Genomic DNA, 20,772 nt, shown 5'->3' with positions numbered 1-20,772 from the left:
TAAACCCCTTCTACTAGTAAGAGTCTCTGGCAAGAGCAAAGGTTGCTTCATACTTGGGTGAAAGGAATAAAAAAGAGGCCAACCAGAATTTCTAGTTGGCCTCTTTTTTATTTGTACCTAAAGCTACTTCTTAGTAACCCGGGTTCTGCATCAAACCTGCGGTTCTAATGTCTTCCCCAGGGATCGGTAGCAAGTTGTGGGTTCCTTCTTTGTAGCCCAATGGTCCGAGTTCCTGCGCCGCAAGGCCCCAGCGTACCAGGTCTACATAGCGGAAGCCCTCAAAAGCGAGCTCTAACTGGCGCTCTCTTACTATGGCGTTGAACAAAGCCGTACCGGTAGCGGTAACTGGCGCCAGTTTGGATCTTAGTCTTACCATGTTCAGATACTCACGTGATTTGGCTTCGTTGCCGGCGCGGTAATGGGCTTCTGCGGCCATTAACAGCACATCTGCATACCGGATCATGCGCCAGTTGGTGCCATAGTTCAGCTCTGCCACCGGAGTACCAGTTTGGGTGCTGAACGTACCGTATCTTCTCTGGAAATAACCTTCGTAGTCATACGCGTTGGCATTGGTCCAGTCACCACCCATAGCTTTCAGTTCTGCTTCAGACATGACGGTGGCCCTTCTCCGCTCTACATCGCCAGCGGCCACAAACGCCTGGTATAACTTGGCTTTTGGTGAGTTAAAGCCCCATCCGCCAATCAAAGAGTCAGCAGGTGCCTTCTTGTAGAAGTCACTTCTAGGGCCCATCAGTTGGAGGTGGATGTTGCTTTCAGGCTGGCCTCCCCAAGGGAAGTTGCCCCAGTCATAGCTTTGAGTTCTGGTGTAAGAGACCTCAAACAAAGACTCTCTGCCAAACTCACCAGCCTCAGAGAACACCTTGCCCACTGAAGGCTCCAGCTGATACTGGTTAGAAGAAATAACATTCTCAAACTGCGAGGCGGCATCTGCCCATTTTGATTGGAAGAGTAAAGCCTTGCCAAGCATGGCTTGGGCTGTTCCTTTAGAGGCTCTGAATCTTTCACCACCACCATACACACTTTTCAGAGGAAGGTCAGGAATGGCTTCCTGTAGGTCTTTCTCAATCTGTGCGTAAACAGAAGCTTTGGTTGCCCTTCCGGTGCTGGTCCATTGGTCAATTGGAATGTCACCGGTTACCAAAGGAACATCGCCCCAGAGAGAGACCAATTCAAAATAGTTGAACGCTCTCAGGAACTTGGCTTCAGCAATCAGTCGCTTCCGTAAATCTGTTTCTGGCTGGACATTGTTAATGACCTTATTGGCTCTGTAGATAGCACTGTAGGTTAAACGCCAGCCCCATTTTATAGCATCATTCTCACTATCAAAGTTAAAATTGTCCAGCGTCTGGTAAGCTGGCTGGTCACCGGGTCCGCTGCCGCCGGCGTTGCTCTCATCTGAGGGCATCACCTTCACCATGTAGATACTGCTCCAGCCGGAATTGTAATGCGCCTGCATGATGTCATACACAGCGGTTGTCGCCTGGAGGGCATCGGCGTCTGTTTTGTAAAACTCCTCCACCGGAAGCTTACCCGGTACTTCCTGGTCTAGGAAATCATCGCAACCAGAGGCCATCGCCATGAGGGCTAAGCTAAACGCTGCAACTTTTATATAATTCTTCTTCATAGATACTGTTGCTTAAAAGTTAAAATTTAAACCAAACATGGCTAGTCTTGGAACCGGGTAGGTACCACGGTCAATCCCTAAGCTGTTGGCGCTGTTACTTCCTGCCTCTGGGTCTAAGCCAGGGTAGTCAGTGAAGGTGAAGTAGTTGTCAAGAGACACATACATTCTGGCGTTTTTCACTTTAAGTCTGCTGGTTAGGGCGTTTGGAAGGGTATAACCAAATTGTAGCTGGCGAACACGGGCATAAGAACCATCAAACACCATTAAGTCACTGTTGTAGACATAGGCGTTGGTAGTGGTTGGGGCAAACCCGGTGTTGGTGCTTCCTGGGCCAGTCCAGCGGTCTTCAAAGAAGAAAGCAGGCTTGTTGGCGGTAGGACGGTCAGTACGGCTGAAGCCCAGGATCACGTCATTGCCCAACTGACCTTGTACGAAGGCTAATATATCAAACCCTTTGTAGGCAAGGTTCACGCGGGCACCAAAGATTACGTCTGGATGTGGGTTACCAATCATAGCGTAATCTGCTGGTGAAATTTGCTTGTCACCGTTGGTGTCTACCACAATAGGATCACCTGGTTTTGGGCTATAGCCGGTGATGCCAGTCCTTGCTAAGTATTGGCTGATTTCCTCCTGGGTCTGGAAGATGCCATCTGTTTTATAGCCTCTCAGGTACCAGATAGGGAAACCTTCTTTGAATACAGTAGCAGACCAGCCTGTGCCTACACTAGCACCCGGAATTTCACTTACGTTGGGGTTCAGGTACGTTACCTCGTTTTTGATGGTAGTGATGTTACCAGAAACTTCGTACTGGAAGCCTTTAGCAGCATCATTGCGGTAACCCAATTCAAACTCCCAGCCTCTGTTTCTAACGTTACCACCGTTCACAAATGGAAGAGAAGCCCCCACAAAGCCCGGCGCAACACCTGGCGTGATCAGGTCTTTCGTGTCTTTGTTGAAAAAGTCAGCGGTAAAGGTCAGGCGGTTGTTGAACAAGGCTAAATCAAGCCCGAAGTCTAACTGCTCACTGGTTTCCCAGGTAAGGTCACGGTTGGGTAAGGTAGTAGGGGCAGCGCCCACCAGGTAATTACCAGAAGCATCTGGATAACGGCCTATTACCGTTACTGCTGATACCCAGTCCCCAATACGGGCAGCGGATAGAGAGCCGTTCTGGCCCCAGCTGGCACGTAGTTTCAAGTGGTTGATTCTGGTGCTTGGGAAGAAATCTTCGTTAGACACCACCCAGCCTAAAGACAACGATGGGAACGTGCCCCATGCTCTTTCAGGAGCAAACAGAGAAGAACCATCTCTTCTTACCGTGGCGTTCAATAGATACTTGCCCGCGAAGTCATAAGAAAGCCTTCCGTAATAAGAGGCCAGGGTGCTCGCATTGGAGTTACTACCAATTCTGTCAAGGTTGTCTGGCGTGGTGTCTGCGTAAGAGAATCTTTCTTCCTCTTTGAAGAGGCCAGAATAGCTTCCTCCAATGTAATTCCACATCCGCTTCACAGCAGAAGTACCGGCTAAGAAGGTGAAGCCATGGTCACCAAATTGTTTTTGGTAGGTAGCATAGTTTTCCCACTGCATGGTAAACCAGTTGTTCTGGGAGTCTGAACCGTTCGCAACTGAGTTCTGGCTTTCACTGGAGAACCAGAAGGTGGGAGTCCAGTTATGCTGTCTTTGGAATGCTCCGTCCACCCCAAACTGGGTGGTGAACTTCAGGCCTGGCAGAATGTCAAAGTTGGCATACAGGTTACCTACCACCTTGTTTTGCGTAGTCTGGCCTCTGGCCAAGGAGATTCTGGCCAATGGGTTACCATATTCACCTCTGATGAAGTTAGAGATACCATAGTAGTTTCCGTTTTCATCACGCACCAATGGACGACCCGCGTTAATAGCAGCGGTTACGTGCGCCGGAAGAGCACCTGTGTAGATAACAGGAGTCAGAGGATCAAGGGAAAGCGCACTACTGATCAAACCACCAAATTCATCATTTTCGGCAACACCTCTGCGGTTGAAGTTAGAGTAAGAGAATTTCTCGCCAATGGTCAACCAAGATTTGATTTTGTGGTCTGTGTTGATGCGGACGGTGTAGCGGTTAAATCTTGCTTTGTCGCCGCCCAGAATACCTTCCTGGGTGAAGTAGTTACCACTTACTAAGAAGGTTGATTTATCAGAACCTCCGCTAAAGCTTAAAGAATGGTGTTGTTGTGGCGCTGATTGGAAAACTTCTTCAAACCAGTTGGTGCCTTCGCCTACGGCAGCAGCCTCAGCAGCGGTTGGCCTGCCCGGAGAGTTAGACTCTTGCAGGTATTGCTGGTACTGTTGGGCGTTCATCATCGGCATTAATCTGCCTACAGACTGTCTGCCGTATTGGAAGTTGTAGCTAACCTCTGATGAGTTTGGCTTCCCTGTTTTGGTAGTGATGATCACAACCCCGTTAGCACCTTCTGCTCCGTAGATGGCGGCAGATGCTGCATCTTTCAGTACTTCAATAGAGGCAATTTCTGAAGGGTCAAGGTATTCAATACCGCCTGCTCTAACTCCGTCTACAATGTACAGAGGCTCTGAGTTGGCATTGGAACCCGTACCTCTTACCCGTACGCGCATGCCAGCACCTGGTGAACCGGAAGCGGGTAATACGGTAACGCCGGCTGTACGGCCCTGGAGGGCCTGTTCTACCCGGCTGGAAGATACCGTGGCAATTTCCTCAGCTTTCACGGAGGAGATTGCGCCCGTTACCAAACTCTTCTGCTGGGTACCGTATCCAACCACCACTACTTCTTCCAAGGCCTGTTGATCTTCCTGTAGAGTGACATCTATTGTGGTGCGTCCATTGATGGGCAACTCCTGGTTTACAAACCCGATGTAGCTAACCACCAGGGTGCCGGCATTAGCAGGGGCTTGCAATTGGTATCTACCATCCACGTCTGTGGTACTACCTGCGGTGGTACCTTTTACTACCACGCTCACGCCTGGTAGGGGCTCTCCGCCACGAGCCGAGGTTACCCGGCCGGTAATTGTGGACTGAGCAAATGCTACTCCACACAAGTGTAAGAGTAGAAAAGTGAGTAGTTTGTTCTTCATAAATGCGGTTTTGTTAAAAATGGCCAGTTTTTGGAACTCTAATATATAAATTTGTTAAAATCATAACCAAAGCCTAGTTTTTCACAACTACATCAAAATGACGTTTAGGTACTATCAGCAGTACAGCAAATGGGCAAAAATGGGGCTCTAAATGCTTTAAATGGACTTTTTGTAAAAAGAATGGCCTGTAAATATTTTTTCGTCAAGTTTGCTATTATTTTTAAGTGTAAGATTGACATATTTGTATTTATGCAAGGGTTGCAATGGTCCTGTCTTCGTATTTGCTGCTCTGGTAAGTTCGCTCTGTTGTAATGTGTCGGGTGGTACGGTAGTGATACATTTCCACTAATACTTACATATGCTAAAGCCGTCCTGTTGGGAGGATAAGTGGCAGGTTCTGAGTTTTAGCTGAGGTTAGGTTGCGGTCTATAAAGAGGCAAAGAACTGACAATTAGCTTATTGATGGTAGAATGCTCACTGGTGAATGAGCCAGATGTCCTGTTAGTAGGTAGACGAGAGCAGCAGTAGTTTGGAAGAAGAAGCTGAATAAATTCTATTTCACCCATTTTAAAAGTAGCAGCAGGATGAAGTAGGATATTGTTAAGAATACCCCAACTGCTCAGGAATGACGTGCAGAGAACAAGGGGCTGGTTTTGACAACTAACTAGAAGTGGGTAGTAGACACTAGCAAAATGACGTTTTCGCAAAGAAGCCCCTATCAGGAATCAAAAAAGCCTCCGGGTATTTGGGCCGTTTTCATAAAAACTGCCCAAATACCCGGAGGCTTTCTCTTGTTAAGGCAAAGACGGTTGGCTAAAGATTATCGTTTCGAACCATCTATTCAGAAAACGAGCGTAAAGAAGGTTTTACTGTTTTACAAAAAAAGGAGTGTTGGCCGTGGCTACGTTGTTTTTTCCGTCATACGCATACACAAACAGCCGGTAAGCACCTTCCTTTTCCGGAGCCTCTAACGTCGCCTTCCCTTTGCCTCTGTCTTGTAAAAGGCCAGAGATAGCACTGGGTCTGTTTTCGGCATCGCCGCCTTCTTTGAGGTCAGTGCTTTCAGGCAGTAACTCCCAGCGGTAGGTGAGTGCATCCTGATCCGGATCGGTGACCTCGGTCTGGATAGGGTAACTTTGGTTGGGTTTCAGGTAGATGTTGTCCGTGGCTTTTTTCCCGTCCAGGTGCAGGTAGCTGAGGTGCGGGGCCAGGTTCTGGGGCCATTGGCCTGACCAGAGATAGTGCATGACATCTACTACTTCAGATTCTTCGCCTTGCTCGGTGAAGAGGCCGTACCAGGTGGGCGTTCTTTCCTGCTTCTGTCCCCAAAGGAACACATAGGAACCCAGGCAGCGCTCACTGTCTTTTTTCATGGTAGCCTCATAGCGGCTGCGGTACACAGCGGCTTTCTCAGAACTGGTTTCCTCCACTGAGGCTTTCCAGGGGGTTTGTGGTCTTTCCCAATGGCCAGTTGGTCCCCACTCCGTAATCATGTAGGCGCCCTCCCAGCCAAACTCCCTAACCTTGCCCGGAATAGAAGGTAGATCGCCGTAGGCATTGATGGACAACAGGTCTATTGCCGGAGCCTGCGCTTTGATGTAGTCTACTTCCTTTTTGTTGAGACCCGCCAGCATAGTGCTGGTCGGATGGTTGGGATCTACTTCATGAATCATCTTGGCGATATCATTTACCGCATCCCAAACTTTGGGATTGGAGTAGCTTAGATTCAGTTCATTCCCGATGCCCCACACCAGCAAAGCCGGATGATCTTTGTACTTCATCACCTCTTCGCGGAGTTTGGCGAGTTGTTTGGCCACCGCCTCAGTGTTATTATAGTCAAAGCCGTGCCGTTCGCGTGCCACATCCAAGCCCATGGTCACCGTCAAGCCGTGGTTGTGCGCCTCGTCCAGTATTTGTTGCCCATAATGAGTGCTCCAGGTTCTAATGGAGTTACCGCCGTATGCTGCCAATCGGTCCATATAACGGTTCCCGCCGGCACCTTTAATGAAGTAGGGTTTTCCGCCTCTGTATAATTGAAAACGACCGTCCTCTTTTCGCACTTCTACTTTAATGGCCTTCGTCGAAACCTCAGGAGCCTGAATAGCCGAAGCCGGAGAATTGTCCTGCGCGCAGGAAAGGGGAAGAACAGCAATACAAAGGAAAAGCAGACTTCTAAACCAAGACTTCTTCATGAGACAATAAAAGTTAGGTGGCAGCTAGGGTAAGACTTGTGGGTGGCTGAAATTATTAAATTTGCTTTATACTGAGGGGCTTGGAAGTAAAATACTTCTGGAAAAGGATGAGCTGAACTCTTTGCCTATTTTCCATAACGGCAAACGAAGATTGGCTCTTTGATTTGAGGCTATTTTATAAAAGTAACTAAAAAACGGATCGTCCATTGCTAGTAGAACCCTCTAAATCAGAAAACCCGCAGCATGCTGCGGGTTTTCTGATTTAGAGGGATAGGGTAGAACTTACAACGCCAACACGGAGATCATTGCTTTCTTCTCGCTGGGAGAAGGGTTGTTGAAATCAGGGTACGGCTGTACGTCGCTCAAAATTAACCGTTAGGGTTTGTCTCCAAGCTGCACCACTACGGTGTCTGCTGTCCGGAAGCCACGGTTATCAAGAGTTGGCAAAGGTTCCCCCAAGTACAGACGTTGGCTGATGCTGATGCCTTGGGCATCCTTTAACTGAAAAGTAGCTGCTGCGTTTCCATACCAGAAGCACGTCACATCCTTCGGGCAGCGGCTGTCTTCTATTTTCTGCAGGTTCACCAATAAACCCCCAATGTGCGTGGGCTTGTTTACTGTCAGGATGGTGGCGCCCTTGGTTCGGGCTTCTACAATGGCCTCCTCTTCCTCTGGCGAGATCAGATCTGGACGGGTGCAGCCAAAAGCCAGGGCCAAAAAGAACAGAGGAAAGAGTTTTCTTTTCATCAGGAGACTGGTTTTAGTTTGGCCTAAGGTTTATTAGAAGAGCCTGACGGATGCCTAAAAGTTGCACGGGCGAAGAATCAAGCAGTAGCAGGAACTGCCTTCTTCTTCCCGATAGGTAGGTTGTACAACACCACCGAAGCAAAAATAACCGCATATGCAATCACCTTCTGCTGGCTAGCCACTTCCCCGAAGTACAGGAACGCCATGGTGAAATTGATAATCGGGTTCAGGTACATGAGTACGCCCACGGTAGCAGATTTCAGTTCTTTCAGGGCATACAGGTTCAGAAACAAAGGAATTACTGTAAAGAGCCAGCTCAGCAATACAATCTGCCCTACAAAATGGCCGGTGATTGGCTGCGCGTCTGCGCCCACAAACCATGGGTAACTCGGCCCAATGAACGTAAAGGCTAATAGCAGTTGCAAGGTGAGCAACACAGTCTTGTCGTAGTCTTTGAGCAGCCGTTGGGTGATGAGGTAAAACGCGTAAGAAGAGGCAATCAACAAACTGAACAGCAGGTTGTAGACAGAATCGGTGCCTACCAAAAGACAGCTCATCAAACTTAAGCCCACAGATACCCATTGGTTTACCCGCAGGTGCTCATGCAAAATTAGGAAACCAAGCGCCGCCGTTAAGATAGGGCACAGCAGATACGAGAAAGAACCCGTCTGGATGTCTACGTGGTTCACCACGTAGATGAACGCAAGCCAATTGATAGTGAGCAAAGCACCGCCCATGAGGGTGAATAAAATGAACCGCCGCTTCAGAATGGGGCTATGGCTCTTGTACATGGCAAACGTTTGGCGCCACTGCTCCCGGCGAGTGGTGCTGGAAATCAGCAGCAGGGTGAGCACCGAAATCAGGATACGAAAATAAAGAATCTGGCTACTGGGGAAGGCGGTTAAAGCTTTAAGCGGAAACGGGATAAATCCCCAGATGAGAAAGGCGCTAATGGCAGCGATGTGGTAACGACTAAATTTCACAATATTTTTTTTGAGAAGTGCAAAGGTAGAAGTTGCTTAGCGTACTGCCTAATTCACAGCCGGTTCTGCCTATAATCTGTGGTTCTGAAAAGTTAAACTGCTTGTCTGCTTCTCATGTCAGTCTTTTTTAGCTTCTTTTTCAGAAAACAGCACAAAAGCGCTTTCTACGACTTAGCGACTCCTTTTCCAGGGCAGGGTGCGGTAGTATTTCTTCTGTTGTATCTTTGAGTAACAGATAACCGCATCATGTTTACTTTTAAAGAGATTGCCCAGGTAGTGGGAGGCATGCTGGTGCAGTGCAAGGCAACGTATCCTGTGCAGCACCTGCTCACCGATAGCCGTAAAATAGCCAATGCCGTTTCTTCGGTGTTTTTCGCCATCCGGGGTGAATTCCATGACGGGCACCAATACATTCCAGAACTCTACGCCGCCGGTGTGCGGCAGTTTGTGGTGGAAGATGCCTCAGGCGTAATGGACTTGTCTACGCTGCCTGAGGCCAATGTGCTGTTGGTCAGTGATAGCATTCACGCCATGCAACGTCTGGCCGCCTATCACCGCCGGAAGTTTGCCATCCCGGTCATCGGGATCACGGGCAGCAACGGCAAAACCATTGTCAAAGAATGGCTGGCGCAGCTGTTAAGCGCTTCTGAACGGGTGGTGAAAAGCCCCCGCAGCTATAACTCCCAGATTGGCGTGCCGCTCTCTGTGTGGCAGATTAATGAAAGCCATACCGTTGGAGTTTTTGAGGCCGGAATTTCAAAACCAGATGAAATGGAGCATCTGGCCAGCGTGCTGCAGCCTACCATTGGAGTGTTTACCAACTTGGGTTCGGCGCATGACGAAGGTTTCATTTCTCCAACCCAAAAGCTGGAAGAAAAGCTGAAGCTGTTTGAGCACGTTAACCAGTTGATTTATTGTGCCGATCAGAAACCTGTGCAGGAGGTGATTCAAGTCACGGGCTTACCTGGTTTTGCGTGGAGCACCCATGAACACCCTGCAGCGCAGGTGCAGCTCAAAGTATTGGAGATGCACCATGGTAAAACCAGAATCCGGTTCCGGTACAACGGGAAAGGGCAGGACTTTACCCTGCCTTTCGCTGATGAAGCTTCGCTGGAAAACGCCCTGCACTGCTTAGCGGTTCTGCTGTACCTGGGCGTAAAACCCGAAGAATTACTAGGTCGCTTTGAACGCCTGCACCCCGTAGCCATGCGTTTGGAGCGCAAAGAAGCCATCAACGGCTGCTACGTCATTGACGATACCTATAATAATGATTTGGCCGGTCTGCGCATCGCGTTAGATGTGCTGGGACAACAAGCCCGCCGCGGTCGTAAGACTTTAATTGTCTCTGACCTGCTGGAGGCCGGGGTGGAAGAAACTGCGCTCTACCAACAGGTGGCGCAGGAAATCACCTCCCGGGGTGTGGACCGCGTCATCGGTATTGGCGACATCATTACCCGGCATCAGGATTTGTTCCCCGCCGGCAGCGAGTTCTACCTGGGCACCGATTCGTTTCTGGGACAACTCCGCTCCGAGACGTTCCGGCAGGAAACCATTTTGGTGAAAGGCGCCCGCGTGTTCCAGTTTGAGAAGATCGTGGCCGCGCTGCAGCAGCAAATTCACGGCACCAAGTTGGAAGTAAACCTGGATGCCTTGGTACACAACCTTAATTATTACCGCACCAAAGTGCCTGCCCGGGTAAAAATAATGGTTATGGTGAAAGCCTTTGCTTACGGCGCAGGCGCCTATGAGATTGCCAACCTTCTGCAGTTTCAGCGGGTGGATTATCTTGCTGTGGCCTACGCCGATGAGGGCATTGCCCTGCGGGAGCACGGCATCACGCTGCCCATCATGGTCATGAACCCCAGCCCAGACAGTTTCCTGAAAATGCGGCAGTACAGCCTGGAACCTGAGATCTACTCCCCAGATCTGCTACATCGGTTTCTGGACTATTTCCCCAAAAAGAGCTCCAAAACGCCTCGCATTCACCTTAAGCTGGATACCGGCATGCACCGCCTCGGGTTTAACCCGTCTGAATTGGAAGAAGCATTGGAAGTGCTGGACCATATGCCGCACGTGCGGGTGCAAAGCGTGTTCAGTCACCTGGCCGGCGCCGATGAAGCCCTGTACAATGATTTCTCTCAAGAGCAGATCACGCAATTCAAGCAGATGGCGACTCAGGTAGAGAAGGCACTGGGCTATTCTGTGACCAAGCACATTCTCAACTCAGCAGGCATCGTGCGGTTCGGAGAAAAGGCCGCTTTTGACATGGTGCGTTTAGGTATTGGTTTGTACGGGATAGAATCTGCGGGGCAGGAGCAGGGTAATCTGCTGACGGTAGGCCAATTGAAAACCACTGTTTCGCAGGTGAAATACATAAAAGCAGGTGAAACGATAGGGTACAGCCGCCGTGGCATTGCGGCTACCGATAAGCAAACCGCCACTATCGCTATTGGTTACGCCGATGGTTATGACCGGCGCTTCGGGAACGGGGTGGGTGTGGTGCTGATTAACGGGCAACGGGCTCCCATCATTGGGAATGTGTGCATGGACATGTGCATGGTAGATGTGACAGGTCTTGACGTACGCGCTGGCGATGAGGTACTGGTGTTTGGCGAAGAACTGCCGCTCACGGAACTGGCTTCCCGCATCGGCACCATTCCGTATGAACTGCTCACCAACGTAAGTACCCGGGTGAAGCGGGTGTTCTTTAATGAGTAGTGTTTAGGGGCTGGTTTTGAGGAAGTGACTCTTAAAATAGCTTTTCTTGCCTTTTCCGAAATAGATAAGATAACTCATTAGCAAAGGTTATGCTGGTAACCAGAAACAAAAACGCCACTGAAGCTTCAGTGGCGTTTTCTATGTTAAAGGGTTAGTCTTTCTTCTTGACACAATTGGGTACCTTTTTGCCGTCTTTGTCTATCATGCCGGCTTGTTCATAGCCTTTCCAGCATGGGTCTTCTTTCTTCTGGTCCTTCTTCGTACTTGATTGATATACTGGTATGTGCGGCCGTAGAAGATCCAGGTCGTGAATTAGTTACGGCTGTTCAGCTTAGAAAGCAGCCGCAGAATTTCAATGTAGAGCCAGATTAAGGTCACCGCCAGTCCGAAGGCAGCGTACCACTCCATGTTTTTAGGAGCTCCGTAAGCTACGCCTTGTTCAATGGTGTCAAAATCCATGATCAGGTTCATGGCCGCAATGATCACTACCAGCACACTGAAGATAATGCCAGCCGTGCCGCTGCTGTGAATCAAGGCCATCTCTACCCCAAAGAACTGCAGAATGAACCCCAGCATGTAGTAGCAGAAGATTCCAAAGGTGGCCGTCATGGCAATAGACTTAAACCGCTCGGTAGCTCTGATGATGCGGGTGCTGTAAAGCAGCAACATGCCGCCGAAAACCGTAAAGGTCAACAGCATGGCTTGCGTAGCAATGCCCGGGAACTTCGCCTCCAGAATGCCTGAGATTCCGCCCAGAAACAGACCTTGCAACGCGCAGTAAATAGGAGCAATGTAGGCGGCCCATTCTTTCTTAAAAACTAGCAGGAAAGCCAGGCCTACCCCAACTAACGGAATAGAAACCAGGAACGGTAGTGGCACACCCATCAGGGTGAACAGGTCCCAGGAGAAAACCGCAAAGACTAAGACTATCCCCAGCAGCAAAGCCGACTTGGCAATGGTGCCGTTCAGGGTCATGGCAGGTCCATCCAGGGTCTGAGGAGTCGCTGATTGTATAAAAGCCTCCTCTTTTAGAGCAGGGTTGTTAGAACTGAAAAGTGACATGTTTTTAGTTTGTTTTTACGAAAATTAAGCAAAAGTCAGTAGAAATATAAGCAAAAAGAGTGCTAGTAATTGGCCAGAACACGAAACCTCGGGTTCTTTTTGGATTCATTAGGAACACCTTGTACCTTGCAACTGTTTATAACAAGTCTAAATAAGTAAACGAAAGGTGCAAGAAGAGCAGAAGAGTGTGCGGGATTTGAAGATTGGGGAGAAGGGTGTGATCTGTTGCTTAACTGATCCCGAAATGTCTTTGAAACTGCTGGAGATGGGCTGTATTCCCGGCGAAGAAGTGAAACTAAACAGCCGTGCCCCCCTGGGTGACCCCATTACTATTATTGTGAACGATTATACCCTTTCCTTGCGTTTAGACGAAGCTGCTACCATCAAGTTAAAGGCTTAGTCTATGTCCCAGGTTCTTGCGCCGGCTCCCGCCTCCGTTCCAGATACACTTACAACTACGTCCCGTCAGGTGGCTAAGATCGCCCTCATCGGGAATCCTAACTCCGGGAAATCATCTTTGTTCAACCATTTGACCGGTCTGAACCAAAAAGTAGGAAACTTTCCTGGGGTAACGGTTGACAAGAAAACCGGCATTAGCCAACTAACACCTGGCCTGAAGGCGCAAGTCATTGACTTGCCAGGTACCTATAGCCTTTACCCAAAGTCCTTGGACGAAAAGGTGATCATTGACCTGCTCCACGACAAAAAATCCGCTTCTTACCCAGACGTTCTCGTCATCACGGCCGATGCTTCAAACCTGAAACGCAACCTTTTATTGTTCACCCAGCTCGCTGATCTGAAAATTCCGGCGGTACTGGCCCTGAACATGATGGACGTAGCTGAGAAGCATGGGGTCAAGATTGACCTAGCCGAACTGCAGAAAGAACTGGGGGTACCGGTTATTCCAGTGAATGCCCGTACCGGCAGTGGACTGGCGGCACTCAAAATTCTCCTCTCGCAAGAGCTGGAGGCGCCTAAAACCACATTCTTCCCAATCCCCGAAGACCTATTGGTGATGGTGCGCCAGATCCGGTATTACTTTGAACTAAGCAACGATTACCTAGCTTGGCATTACGCGCACCAATATCAAAAGCTTTCATTCCTGTCTGAAGACGACAAGGAGTACATTGGCGAATTAGTCAAGAAGTACGACTTCCGCTCTAATACGCTCCAGGCTAATGAAACCATAGAGCGCTACACCCGCATCAACGGTCTGTTGTTGGATGCCATGCGCGTGACCAAGGCTGAAAACAATGAGCAGTTCAGCAACAAACTGGATCAAATCCTCACGCACAAGATCTTCGGGTATCTGATTTTCTTCCTGATTCTGTTCATGATCTTTCAGGCCATTTTTGCCTGGGCCGCTTATCCCATGGATCTGATTGATACCGGAATAGCAACGCTCAACGCCTGGATTCATTCTCAGGCCGATGGCCCTTTGGTGGATCTGCTCACCGAAGGAGTACTGGCTGGTTTGGGCGGGGGGTGTTGATGTTTGTGCCTCAGATTGCCATTTTATTTGCGTTTATCGCCATTCTGGAAGAGACCGGCTATATGGCCCGTGTGACCTTCTTGATGGACAAAATTATGCGCAAGTTTGGGTTAAATGGGAAAAGTGTGGTGCCTTTGATCTCGGGCGTAGCCTGTGCCGTACCCGCCATCATGGCAACCCGTACCATTGACTCCTGGAAAGACCGGATGATCACCATCTTTGTGACGCCGCTCATGAGCTGCTCGGCCCGTTTGCCTATTTACACGGTTATGATTGCCTTAGTAGTGCCGGAGACCTATTACTTTGGGTTCCTGAGTCTGCAGAGTGTGGTGCTTATGGGCTTGTATTTGATTGGGTTTGTGGCAGCCATTGTTTCGGCGGCTTTGCTGAAATGGGTGCTGAAAACCAAGGAGCGGAGTTACTTCATCATGGAGTTTCCTACCTATAAAATGCCACGCTGGAAAAACGTGGGACTTACCATTATTGAGAAGGTAAAAGCATTCGTGTTCCAGGCTGGTAAAGTGATTCTGGCGATCTCCGTGGTGCTTTGGGTCTTGTCATCCTATGGTCCTGGTGATGCTCTGCAGCAAGCTGAAGAACGTGCCACAAAAGAGTTGACTTCCTTACAGATAAGTGAAACTGATGCAGAAGCGCACATTGCCAGTCAGAAACTGGAAGCCTCGTATGCCGGCCAGTTCGGGAAGTTCATTGAACCTGCTATTCGTCCGCTGGGCTATGACTGGAAAGTGGGCATTGCCCTGCTTACTTCTTTTGCCGCCCGTGAGGTTTTTGTAGGCACCATTTCCACCATTTACAGTGTGGGTGATTCCGAGAATATCTCTACTGTTAAAGAAAAGTTGATGGCTGAGAAAGACGAATTCGGTCAGCCATTCTTCACCCCCGCCCGTGCGTTTTCGCTGCTTATTTTCTATGTATTTGCCATGCAGTGTATGAGTACGCTGGCTGTTGTGTACCGCGAAACCAAAGGCTGGAGATGGCCGGTTTTGCAGTTGATTTACATGACAGGTCTGGCGTATGCCTCGGCTTTTGTGGTGTTCCGTTTATTCTCCTAATCTATTTTTGATTCGGGCTATTTTCCTGAAAAGAAGGCTTAAATCATAAACAGCTTATTCCCTAAGCTAATAAAGGGGTGAGCTGTTTTACTTTCATTTGGAAGGGTAAGTCTTGTTTTTCTACGTACTATAGATGAAGGTATATGCCTTAGAGGTATGTTTATAAAAGTAAATATATCTCTTGAACTATTTATGCCCTCTCTTAGTTTCTTTATAAGCAAAAGAGAACTGCCTCATGGTAGTGAGTATGCTTTTCTGAAGCGGATTTTCCTTTGGTCATTTTCTTTTACAATATCTTAAAACGTACATAATGCCCTGTTGCTTGTGTTTCAGTGGATTTGTTTGTACATTTGTGCGATTAAAGTGAATTGGAGGGGACGAGAGAGTCCCCCTTTTTATTTGTTATCCAGATTGCGAATGGCCTTAGAGGAAATAATAATACAAGGATATGCCCAGGCAGCCCTGCCCGAACCAGACCTGTTCATCGTGAGTGTGAAGGTGTCTGATACGCCGGTGCGGCCTAAGATTACTATCCTTGCTGACGGTGACCAAGGCATCAGCATAGACCAGTGCGCTAAGATCAGCCGCCGGGTAGCCAAGCAGATTGAAGAGGCTTACGGAGAAGAGATTTCCTACGTGTTAGAAGTGTCTTCCCCGGGAGTTGATTTTCCGTTAACGTCGCCGCGCCAATACGCCAAAAATGTTGGTCGTTTCGTAAAAATAACGTTGGCTGAAGGCGTAGAAAAGGTGGGAGAGATAAGAGAAGTTTTAGAAGACGGAATCTTGTTTGCCGAGGAAGTAAAACAGAAACATAAGAAAGCGTTGCTGGAGCCCGTGCATGTGGCCTTTAGTGATATTGTGAAAGCGCAGATTGTAATCTCTTTTAAATAAGAAAGACATGGATAGTTCAGTATTGATCGAGTCGTTTGCGGAGTTCGCTAAATTCAAGAACATTGACCGCCCTACCATGATGCGGATCTTGGAGGACGTGTTCCGTACAATGATCCGGAAGAAATGGTCTACTGATGAGAATTTTGACATCATCCTGAACGTAGAGAAAGGCGATCTTGAGATTTGGCGTAACCGCGAGATTGTGGACGATAACTCAGAAGACATCTGGGACGATGATAAAATTGCCCTTTCAGATGCTCGTAAGATTGAGCCCGATTTTGAAGTAGGTGAAGAAGTGTCTGAGTTGGTGAAGTTGGAAGATTTCGGCCGCAGAGCCGTTTTGACTGCTCGTCAGACCTTGATTCAGCGTGTAAAAGACTTAGAAAAAGACTTGTTGTACCAAAAGTACAAAGACCAGGTTGGAGAGATCATCTCCGGCGAGGTGTACCAGGTTTGGAACCGCGAGGTATTGATTCTTGACTCTGAGGATAACGAACTGTTGATCCCTAAATCTGAGCAGATCCCTAAAGACCGTTACCGCAAAGGTGACGTGGTACGGGCAGTGGTTCAGCGTGTTGAGATCATAAACGGGAACCCAAAGATCATTCTTTCCCGTACTTCTCCACAATTCCTGGAGCGTCTGTTTGAAGGCGAAGTGCCTGAGATTTTTGATGGCCTTATCACCATTAAGAAGATTGTGCGTGAGCCAGGTGAGCGTGCCAAGGTAGCCGTTGAGTCTTACGATGACCGTATTGACCCGGTAGGAGCTTGCGTGGGTATGAAAGGCTCTCGTATCCACACCATTGTGCGGGAGTTGGAGAACGAGAACATTGATGTTATCAACTACACAGATAACATGGAGCTGTACATCCAACGGGCGTTGAGCCCTGCCAAGATCAGCAGCATCAAGATAAACGAAGAAACCGGACGCGCCTCGGTATTCCTGAAGCCAGACCAAGTGTCTCTAGCGATTGGGAAAGGCGGTCAGAACATCAAATTGGCTAGTAAATTAGTTGGTTTGGAGATTGACGTGTTCCGTGAAACAGAAGAGTTTGATGAAGATATTGACCTGACTGAATTCTCTGACGAGATTGAAAGCTGGGTAATTGATGAACTGAAACGCATAGGTCTGGATACAGCCCGCAGCGTGATGGCAGTCAGCAAGGAGGATTTGGTGCGCCGTACGGAGCTTGAAGAAGAAACCGTAGAGGATTTGCTCAACATCATCCGCCAAGAGTTCGATTCAGAAGAAAGCAACAACTAGTGGTGCGCTTTATGTGCCGGGTTATTTGACCTTACTGGAGGGTGGGTGCCATATTTTTGGCCTGTTTTCCGGGATATAGGGCAAAAACGCGAAGTCGTCATGGCCACCCCATCCTTATCAATGAGTAAGAAACAAGTAACTACTAAAAGTAAATTATAACAGCATATTTGAACATGTCAGAAGAAAGAACGATGAGGCTTAAACAGGTAGCAACCACCTTAAACATCAGCCTGGCCACGGTAGTGGAATTCCTGGGCAAGAAAGGGGTTGAGATCGAGAATAAACCTACTTCAAAAATTACCCCGGAGCAGTTCAATATGCTGTCGAAAGAATTTGCGTCCTCTATACAGGCCAAGGCCGAGGCGCAAGTGCTGAACATGCCTGGGAAAAAGCAGCCTGAGCCAGAGCGCCCGGAGCCTAAGAAGCAGCCTGAGCCCGAGCAGGAGATGTTTATCAAATCCAATCAGGTAAGGACGCCAGTTGCAGAGCAGCCAAAGCCAGCGGCTCCGGCCCCAACTGCTGCGCCTGCTCCGGCAGTAGCGGCAGGAAACTCCTCTTTGCCAGGAATCAAGATTCTAGGCAAAATTGAACTGGATGCCAAAGGTAGGCCAATTCCTAAAGCTGCTCCCGCTCCGGCAGCGGTTGCACCGGTGCCAGCTGCTCAGACTCCAGCGCCTGCACCTCAAGCCCCTGCTGCAGCACCGGCTCCGGCAGCTCAGGAAAAACCAGCTCCGGCACCAGTGGCAGCAGTTCAGGCTGCGCCTGCAGAGCCAGTTGCTCCAGCTCCTGCACCAGTGGCACAACCTGCTGCTCCGGCCCCTCAGGCACCAGTAGAAGCGAAAGCCCCTGAAGCCCCTGTTGCTGTTGAAAAACCAGCAGCTCCGGCTCCGGTAGAACCTGCTCCTGCACAAGCAGCACCAGCTCCAGTTCAAACACCAACTGCAGAAGCTCCTCAGGCGCCAGCGCCCAAAGCTCCTGAGGTATCTGCGCCTGCGGCACCGGCTCCAGCTTCAACTCCGGCTCCAGCTGCAGCTCCAACTCCAATTCCGGCTCCAACTGCTTCAACAAAACCGGCTGAACCATCTGAGCCAACTGCGCCTGAGCCTCCAAAAGAGACCATCAAAGCGCAGGCAGATCAGCTGAAAGGCTTAACCGTTCTTGGTAAGATTGAATTACCAGTTAGCGGTGGCCGCGGCAAAGGAGGTAAACCAGTGGCATCTTCAGATGAGCGCCGCAGAGGAAACCAACCAGGTGGCCCAGGCCAGCCAGGCCAAGGCCAAGGTGGCGGAGACAAGAAAAAACGCAAACGCATTGAAGTGCCTAAAACTGGTGCGCAAGGTGGTGCAGGTGGTAATGCTACGGCAGCCCCGCAAGGACACCGTGCCGGTGACAGAGCAACAAGTAACCGTCCGTTAGGAACCGGCCAAGCAGCTAACCGTCAAGGTGGTGCTGCCGGTGGACCACAGCAAGGTAACCGTCCTGCTGGTGGTGGAGGTGGTTACCAAGGAAACCGTCCGGCGGGCGGAGGCCCAGGCCAACGTCCAGGTGGCGGTGGTGGCGGAAACCGTACCGGAGCGCCAGCTGCACCACGTGCTGAATTGACAGATAAGGAAATCCAGGATCAGATTAAGGCTACATTGGCCCGTCTGAGCGGAGGCAAAGGCGGAAACCAAGGTAACCGTGCCAAATATCGTAGAGAGAAACGTTCTGCCGTGGCAGATGCTGCTGATGAGCGTAGAATGCAGGAGCAGTTAGAATCTAAGATTCTACGGGTAACTGAGTTCGTGTCTGCGAATGACCTGGCTGCGTTGATGGACGTGAGTGTGAACGACGTAATCAAGGCTTGTATGAACCTTGGTATGTTCGTTTCCATTAACCAGCGTCTTGATGCAGAAGCCATCACTATTATTGCTGATGAGTTCGGCTATGATGTGCAGTTCGCTTCTGCTGAAGAGGAAGAAAATATTGGCGTAGAGGAAGATGATGCAGAAGAAGATCTGCAGCCACGTGCTCCAATTGTGACCATTATGGGTCACGTTGACCACGGTAAAACCTCTTTGCTTGACTACATCCGTAGAACCAAAGTAACCGCCGGTGAGGCCGGAGGTATCACCCAGCACATTGGAGCCTACCAGGTAACCACTGATGCCGGAAAAGACATTACCTTCCTGGATACGCCGGGTCACGAGGCCTTTACCGCAATGCGTGCCCGTGGTGCCAAAGTAACTGACGTAGTTATTATTGTGGTAGCTGCTGACGATAGCGTGATGCCGCAAACCAAGGAGGCCTTGAATCACGCACAAGCAGCTGGTTCACCTATTGTAATTGCGATAAACAAAGTAGATAAGCCAACCGCCAACCCAGATAAGATCCGTGAGGAACTTGCCCAGTTGAACGTACTGGTAGAAGAGTGGGGTGGTAAATACCAAAGCCAGGAAATCTCGGCCAAAACCGGACAAGGAATTGACGAGCTACTGGAGAAAGTATTGCTGGAAGCTGAATTATTGGAGCTAAGAGCCAACCCAGACCGTCGTGCCGTGGGTACCGTGATTGAAGCTGCCCTGGATAAAGGCCGTGGATACGTGGCTACTGTACTGGTACAAACCGGAACTTTGAAAATTGGGGATATCCTGGTAGCTGGTTCGCACTATGGTCGTGTGAAAGCAATGACTGATGTGTTGGGTCGCCGCCATAAGCAAGCGGGTCCATCCATGCCTATCCAGGTGTTGGGTATTGACGGAGCTCCGCAGGCAGGTGATAAGTTTGTGGTAATGGAGACGGAGCGTGAAGCCCGTGAGATTGCCGTGAGCCGTCAGCAGTTGCAGCGTGAGCAGAGCATGCGTACCAAGAAACACATTACTTTGGATGAGATCGGTCGTCGTTTGGCAATCGGTACATTTAAGGAATTGAACGTGATTGTACGTGGTGACGTGGATGGTTCTGTTGAGGCACTTTCTGACTCATTATTGAAACTGTCTACCGAAGAGGTACAGGTAAACATCCTTTCCAAAGGGGTTGGTCAGATCTCCGAATCAGACGTTCTTTTGGCTTCCGCTTCAGATGCGATCATCATTGGTTTCCAGGTTCGTCCATCAGCCAATGCGCGTAAACTGGCAGAGCAGGAGGAGATTGACATCCGTCTGTACTCTATCATCTACAATGCCATCAATGAGTTGAAAGACGCCATGGAGGGTATGTTGGCGCCAACGGTACAAGAGGTGGTAATTGCCAACGTAGAGGTACGCGAGGTGTTCAAGATCACCAAAGTGGGAACCATTGCAGGTTGTATGGTGACAGATGGTACTATCACCAGAAACTCCAAAGTACGTCTGGTGCGCGATGGTATAGTGGTACACTCAGGAGAAATCCTGGCGCTGAAACGCTTTAAAGACGATGCCTCTGAGGTACGTCAAGGTTACGAATGCGGTATCAGCATCAAGAACTTCAACGATCTCCAGCAAGGTGACATCATTGAGGCTTACGAAGAGCGTGAAATTAAACGTACACTGTAATCTTTAGTTGATAAGAACTATTATTAGAATAAGAGAAGCCCCGCCTGAACAGGTGGGGCTTTTTGTTTAGCCTGATTTTGATTTTGGGTTTTTTTCTAAAAACTGGTTA

General features: G+C 49.3%; 11 protein-coding genes and 1 pseudogene. 6 read left to right on the top strand and 6 right to left on the bottom strand.

The annotated features are described in order from the left end of the window. Positions 1 to 130: 130 nt before the first annotated feature. The 5 genes from DC20_RS07180 to DC20_RS07155 all read right to left on the bottom strand — a co-directional run bounded on the left by DC20_RS07180 (position 131) and on the right by DC20_RS07155 (position 8,651). Positions 131 to 1,645, bottom strand: coding sequence for a RagB/SusD family nutrient uptake outer membrane protein (locus DC20_RS07180; RefSeq protein ID WP_062543206.1), 1,515 nt, complete (start codon positions 1,643 to 1,645; stop codon positions 131 to 133). A 12-nt stretch (positions 1,646 to 1,657) separates the two neighbouring features. After that, the gene (locus tag DC20_RS07175; protein ID WP_062543205.1) at positions 1,658 to 4,729 is read right to left on the bottom strand and encodes a SusC/RagA family TonB-linked outer membrane protein; all 3,072 of its coding nucleotides are present in this window, start codon (positions 4,727 to 4,729) and stop codon (positions 1,658 to 1,660) included. A gap of 866 nt (positions 4,730 to 5,595) precedes the next feature. After that, positions 5,596 to 6,921: a glycoside hydrolase family 2 TIM barrel-domain containing protein gene (locus DC20_RS07165; RefSeq protein WP_062543203.1), complete on the bottom strand. Its 1,326-nt coding sequence runs from the start codon at positions 6,919 to 6,921 to the stop codon at positions 5,596 to 5,598. A 375-nt stretch (positions 6,922 to 7,296) separates the two neighbouring features. Continuing rightward, positions 7,297 to 7,668 (bottom strand): hypothetical protein, encoded by a 372-nt coding sequence (locus DC20_RS07160; protein ID WP_062543202.1) that lies wholly within the window; start codon positions 7,666 to 7,668, stop codon positions 7,297 to 7,299. Positions 7,669 to 7,745: 77 nt separating this feature from the next. Then, positions 7,746 to 8,651, bottom strand: a complete 906-nt coding sequence (locus DC20_RS07155) for an EamA family transporter (protein ID WP_071885397.1) — start codon at positions 8,649 to 8,651, stop codon at positions 7,746 to 7,748. Between the two features lie 246 nt (positions 8,652 to 8,897). On the opposite strand from DC20_RS07155, the gene DC20_RS07150 reads away from it, so the two are divergent. Next, complete coding sequence (locus tag DC20_RS07150; protein ID WP_062543200.1) at positions 8,898 to 11,369, top strand: bifunctional UDP-N-acetylmuramoyl-tripeptide:D-alanyl-D-alanine ligase/alanine racemase; 2,472 nt, start codon at positions 8,898 to 8,900, stop codon at positions 11,367 to 11,369. 312 nt (positions 11,370 to 11,681) lie between these two features. On the opposite strand, the gene DC20_RS07145 is transcribed toward DC20_RS07150, so the two are convergent. Beyond that, positions 11,682 to 12,431, bottom strand: coding sequence for a Bax inhibitor-1/YccA family protein (locus DC20_RS07145; protein ID WP_062543199.1), 750 nt, complete (start codon positions 12,429 to 12,431; stop codon positions 11,682 to 11,684). 166 nt (positions 12,432 to 12,597) lie between these two features. Here DC20_RS07145 and DC20_RS07140 point away from each other — a divergent pair, with 166 nt between their 5' ends. The 5 genes and pseudogenes from DC20_RS07140 (at position 12,598) to infB (ending at position 20,663) form a co-directional block, all read left to right on the top strand. Beyond that, on the top strand, positions 12,598 to 12,831 hold the full coding sequence (locus DC20_RS07140) for a FeoA family protein (RefSeq protein WP_083470258.1): 234 nt from the start codon (positions 12,598 to 12,600) through the stop codon (positions 12,829 to 12,831). A gap of 3 nt (positions 12,832 to 12,834) precedes the next feature. Continuing rightward, positions 12,835 to 14,996 (top strand): annotated as a pseudogene (gene feoB / locus DC20_RS23690) (ferrous iron transport protein B). A 417-nt stretch (positions 14,997 to 15,413) separates the two neighbouring features. Continuing rightward, a complete protein-coding gene (locus tag DC20_RS07130) occupies positions 15,414 to 15,887 on the top strand; it encodes a ribosome maturation factor RimP (RefSeq protein WP_062543197.1) in 474 nt (157 codons plus the stop codon). Positions 15,888 to 15,894: 7 nt separating this feature from the next. Further along, on the top strand, positions 15,895 to 17,151 hold the full coding sequence (nusA, locus tag DC20_RS07125) for a transcription termination factor NusA (protein ID WP_062543196.1): 1,257 nt from the start codon (positions 15,895 to 15,897) through the stop codon (positions 17,149 to 17,151). Positions 17,152 to 17,324: 173 nt separating this feature from the next. Next, positions 17,325 to 20,663, top strand: coding sequence for a translation initiation factor IF-2 (gene infB / locus DC20_RS07120; protein ID WP_062543195.1), 3,339 nt, complete (start codon positions 17,325 to 17,327; stop codon positions 20,661 to 20,663). Positions 20,664 to 20,772: the final 109 nt, after the last annotated feature.

Source organism: Rufibacter tibetensis, from assembly GCF_001310085.1.
Classification (GTDB): Bacteria; Bacteroidota; Bacteroidia; order Cytophagales; family Hymenobacteraceae; genus Nibribacter; species Nibribacter tibetensis.
This window is presented reverse-complemented; position numbering and strand designations above follow the sequence as displayed.

What these genes read in the sequence shown, in the direction of transcription:
- DC20_RS07145 (WP_062543199.1), bottom strand. Translation starts at nt 12,431, where the DNA reads ATGTCACTTTTCAGTTCTAACAACCCTGCTCTAAAAGAGGAGGCTTTT.
- DC20_RS07175 (WP_062543205.1), bottom strand. Translation starts at nt 4,729, where the DNA reads ATGAAGAACAAACTACTCACTTTTCTACTCTTACACTTGTGTGGAGTA.
- DC20_RS07150 (WP_062543200.1), top strand. Translation starts at nt 8,898, where the DNA reads ATGTTTACTTTTAAAGAGATTGCCCAGGTAGTGGGAGGCATGCTGGTG.
- infB (WP_062543195.1), top strand. Translation starts at nt 17,325, where the DNA reads ATGTCAGAAGAAAGAACGATGAGGCTTAAACAGGTAGCAACCACCTTA.
- DC20_RS07160 (WP_062543202.1), bottom strand. Translation starts at nt 7,668, where the DNA reads ATGAAAAGAAAACTCTTTCCTCTGTTCTTTTTGGCCCTGGCTTTTGGC.
- DC20_RS07130 (WP_062543197.1), top strand. Translation starts at nt 15,414, where the DNA reads ATGGCCTTAGAGGAAATAATAATACAAGGATATGCCCAGGCAGCCCTG.
- nusA (WP_062543196.1), top strand. Translation starts at nt 15,895, where the DNA reads ATGGATAGTTCAGTATTGATCGAGTCGTTTGCGGAGTTCGCTAAATTC.
- DC20_RS07180 (WP_062543206.1), bottom strand. Translation starts at nt 1,645, where the DNA reads ATGAAGAAGAATTATATAAAAGTTGCAGCGTTTAGCTTAGCCCTCATG.
- DC20_RS07165 (WP_062543203.1), bottom strand. Translation starts at nt 6,921, where the DNA reads ATGAAGAAGTCTTGGTTTAGAAGTCTGCTTTTCCTTTGTATTGCTGTT.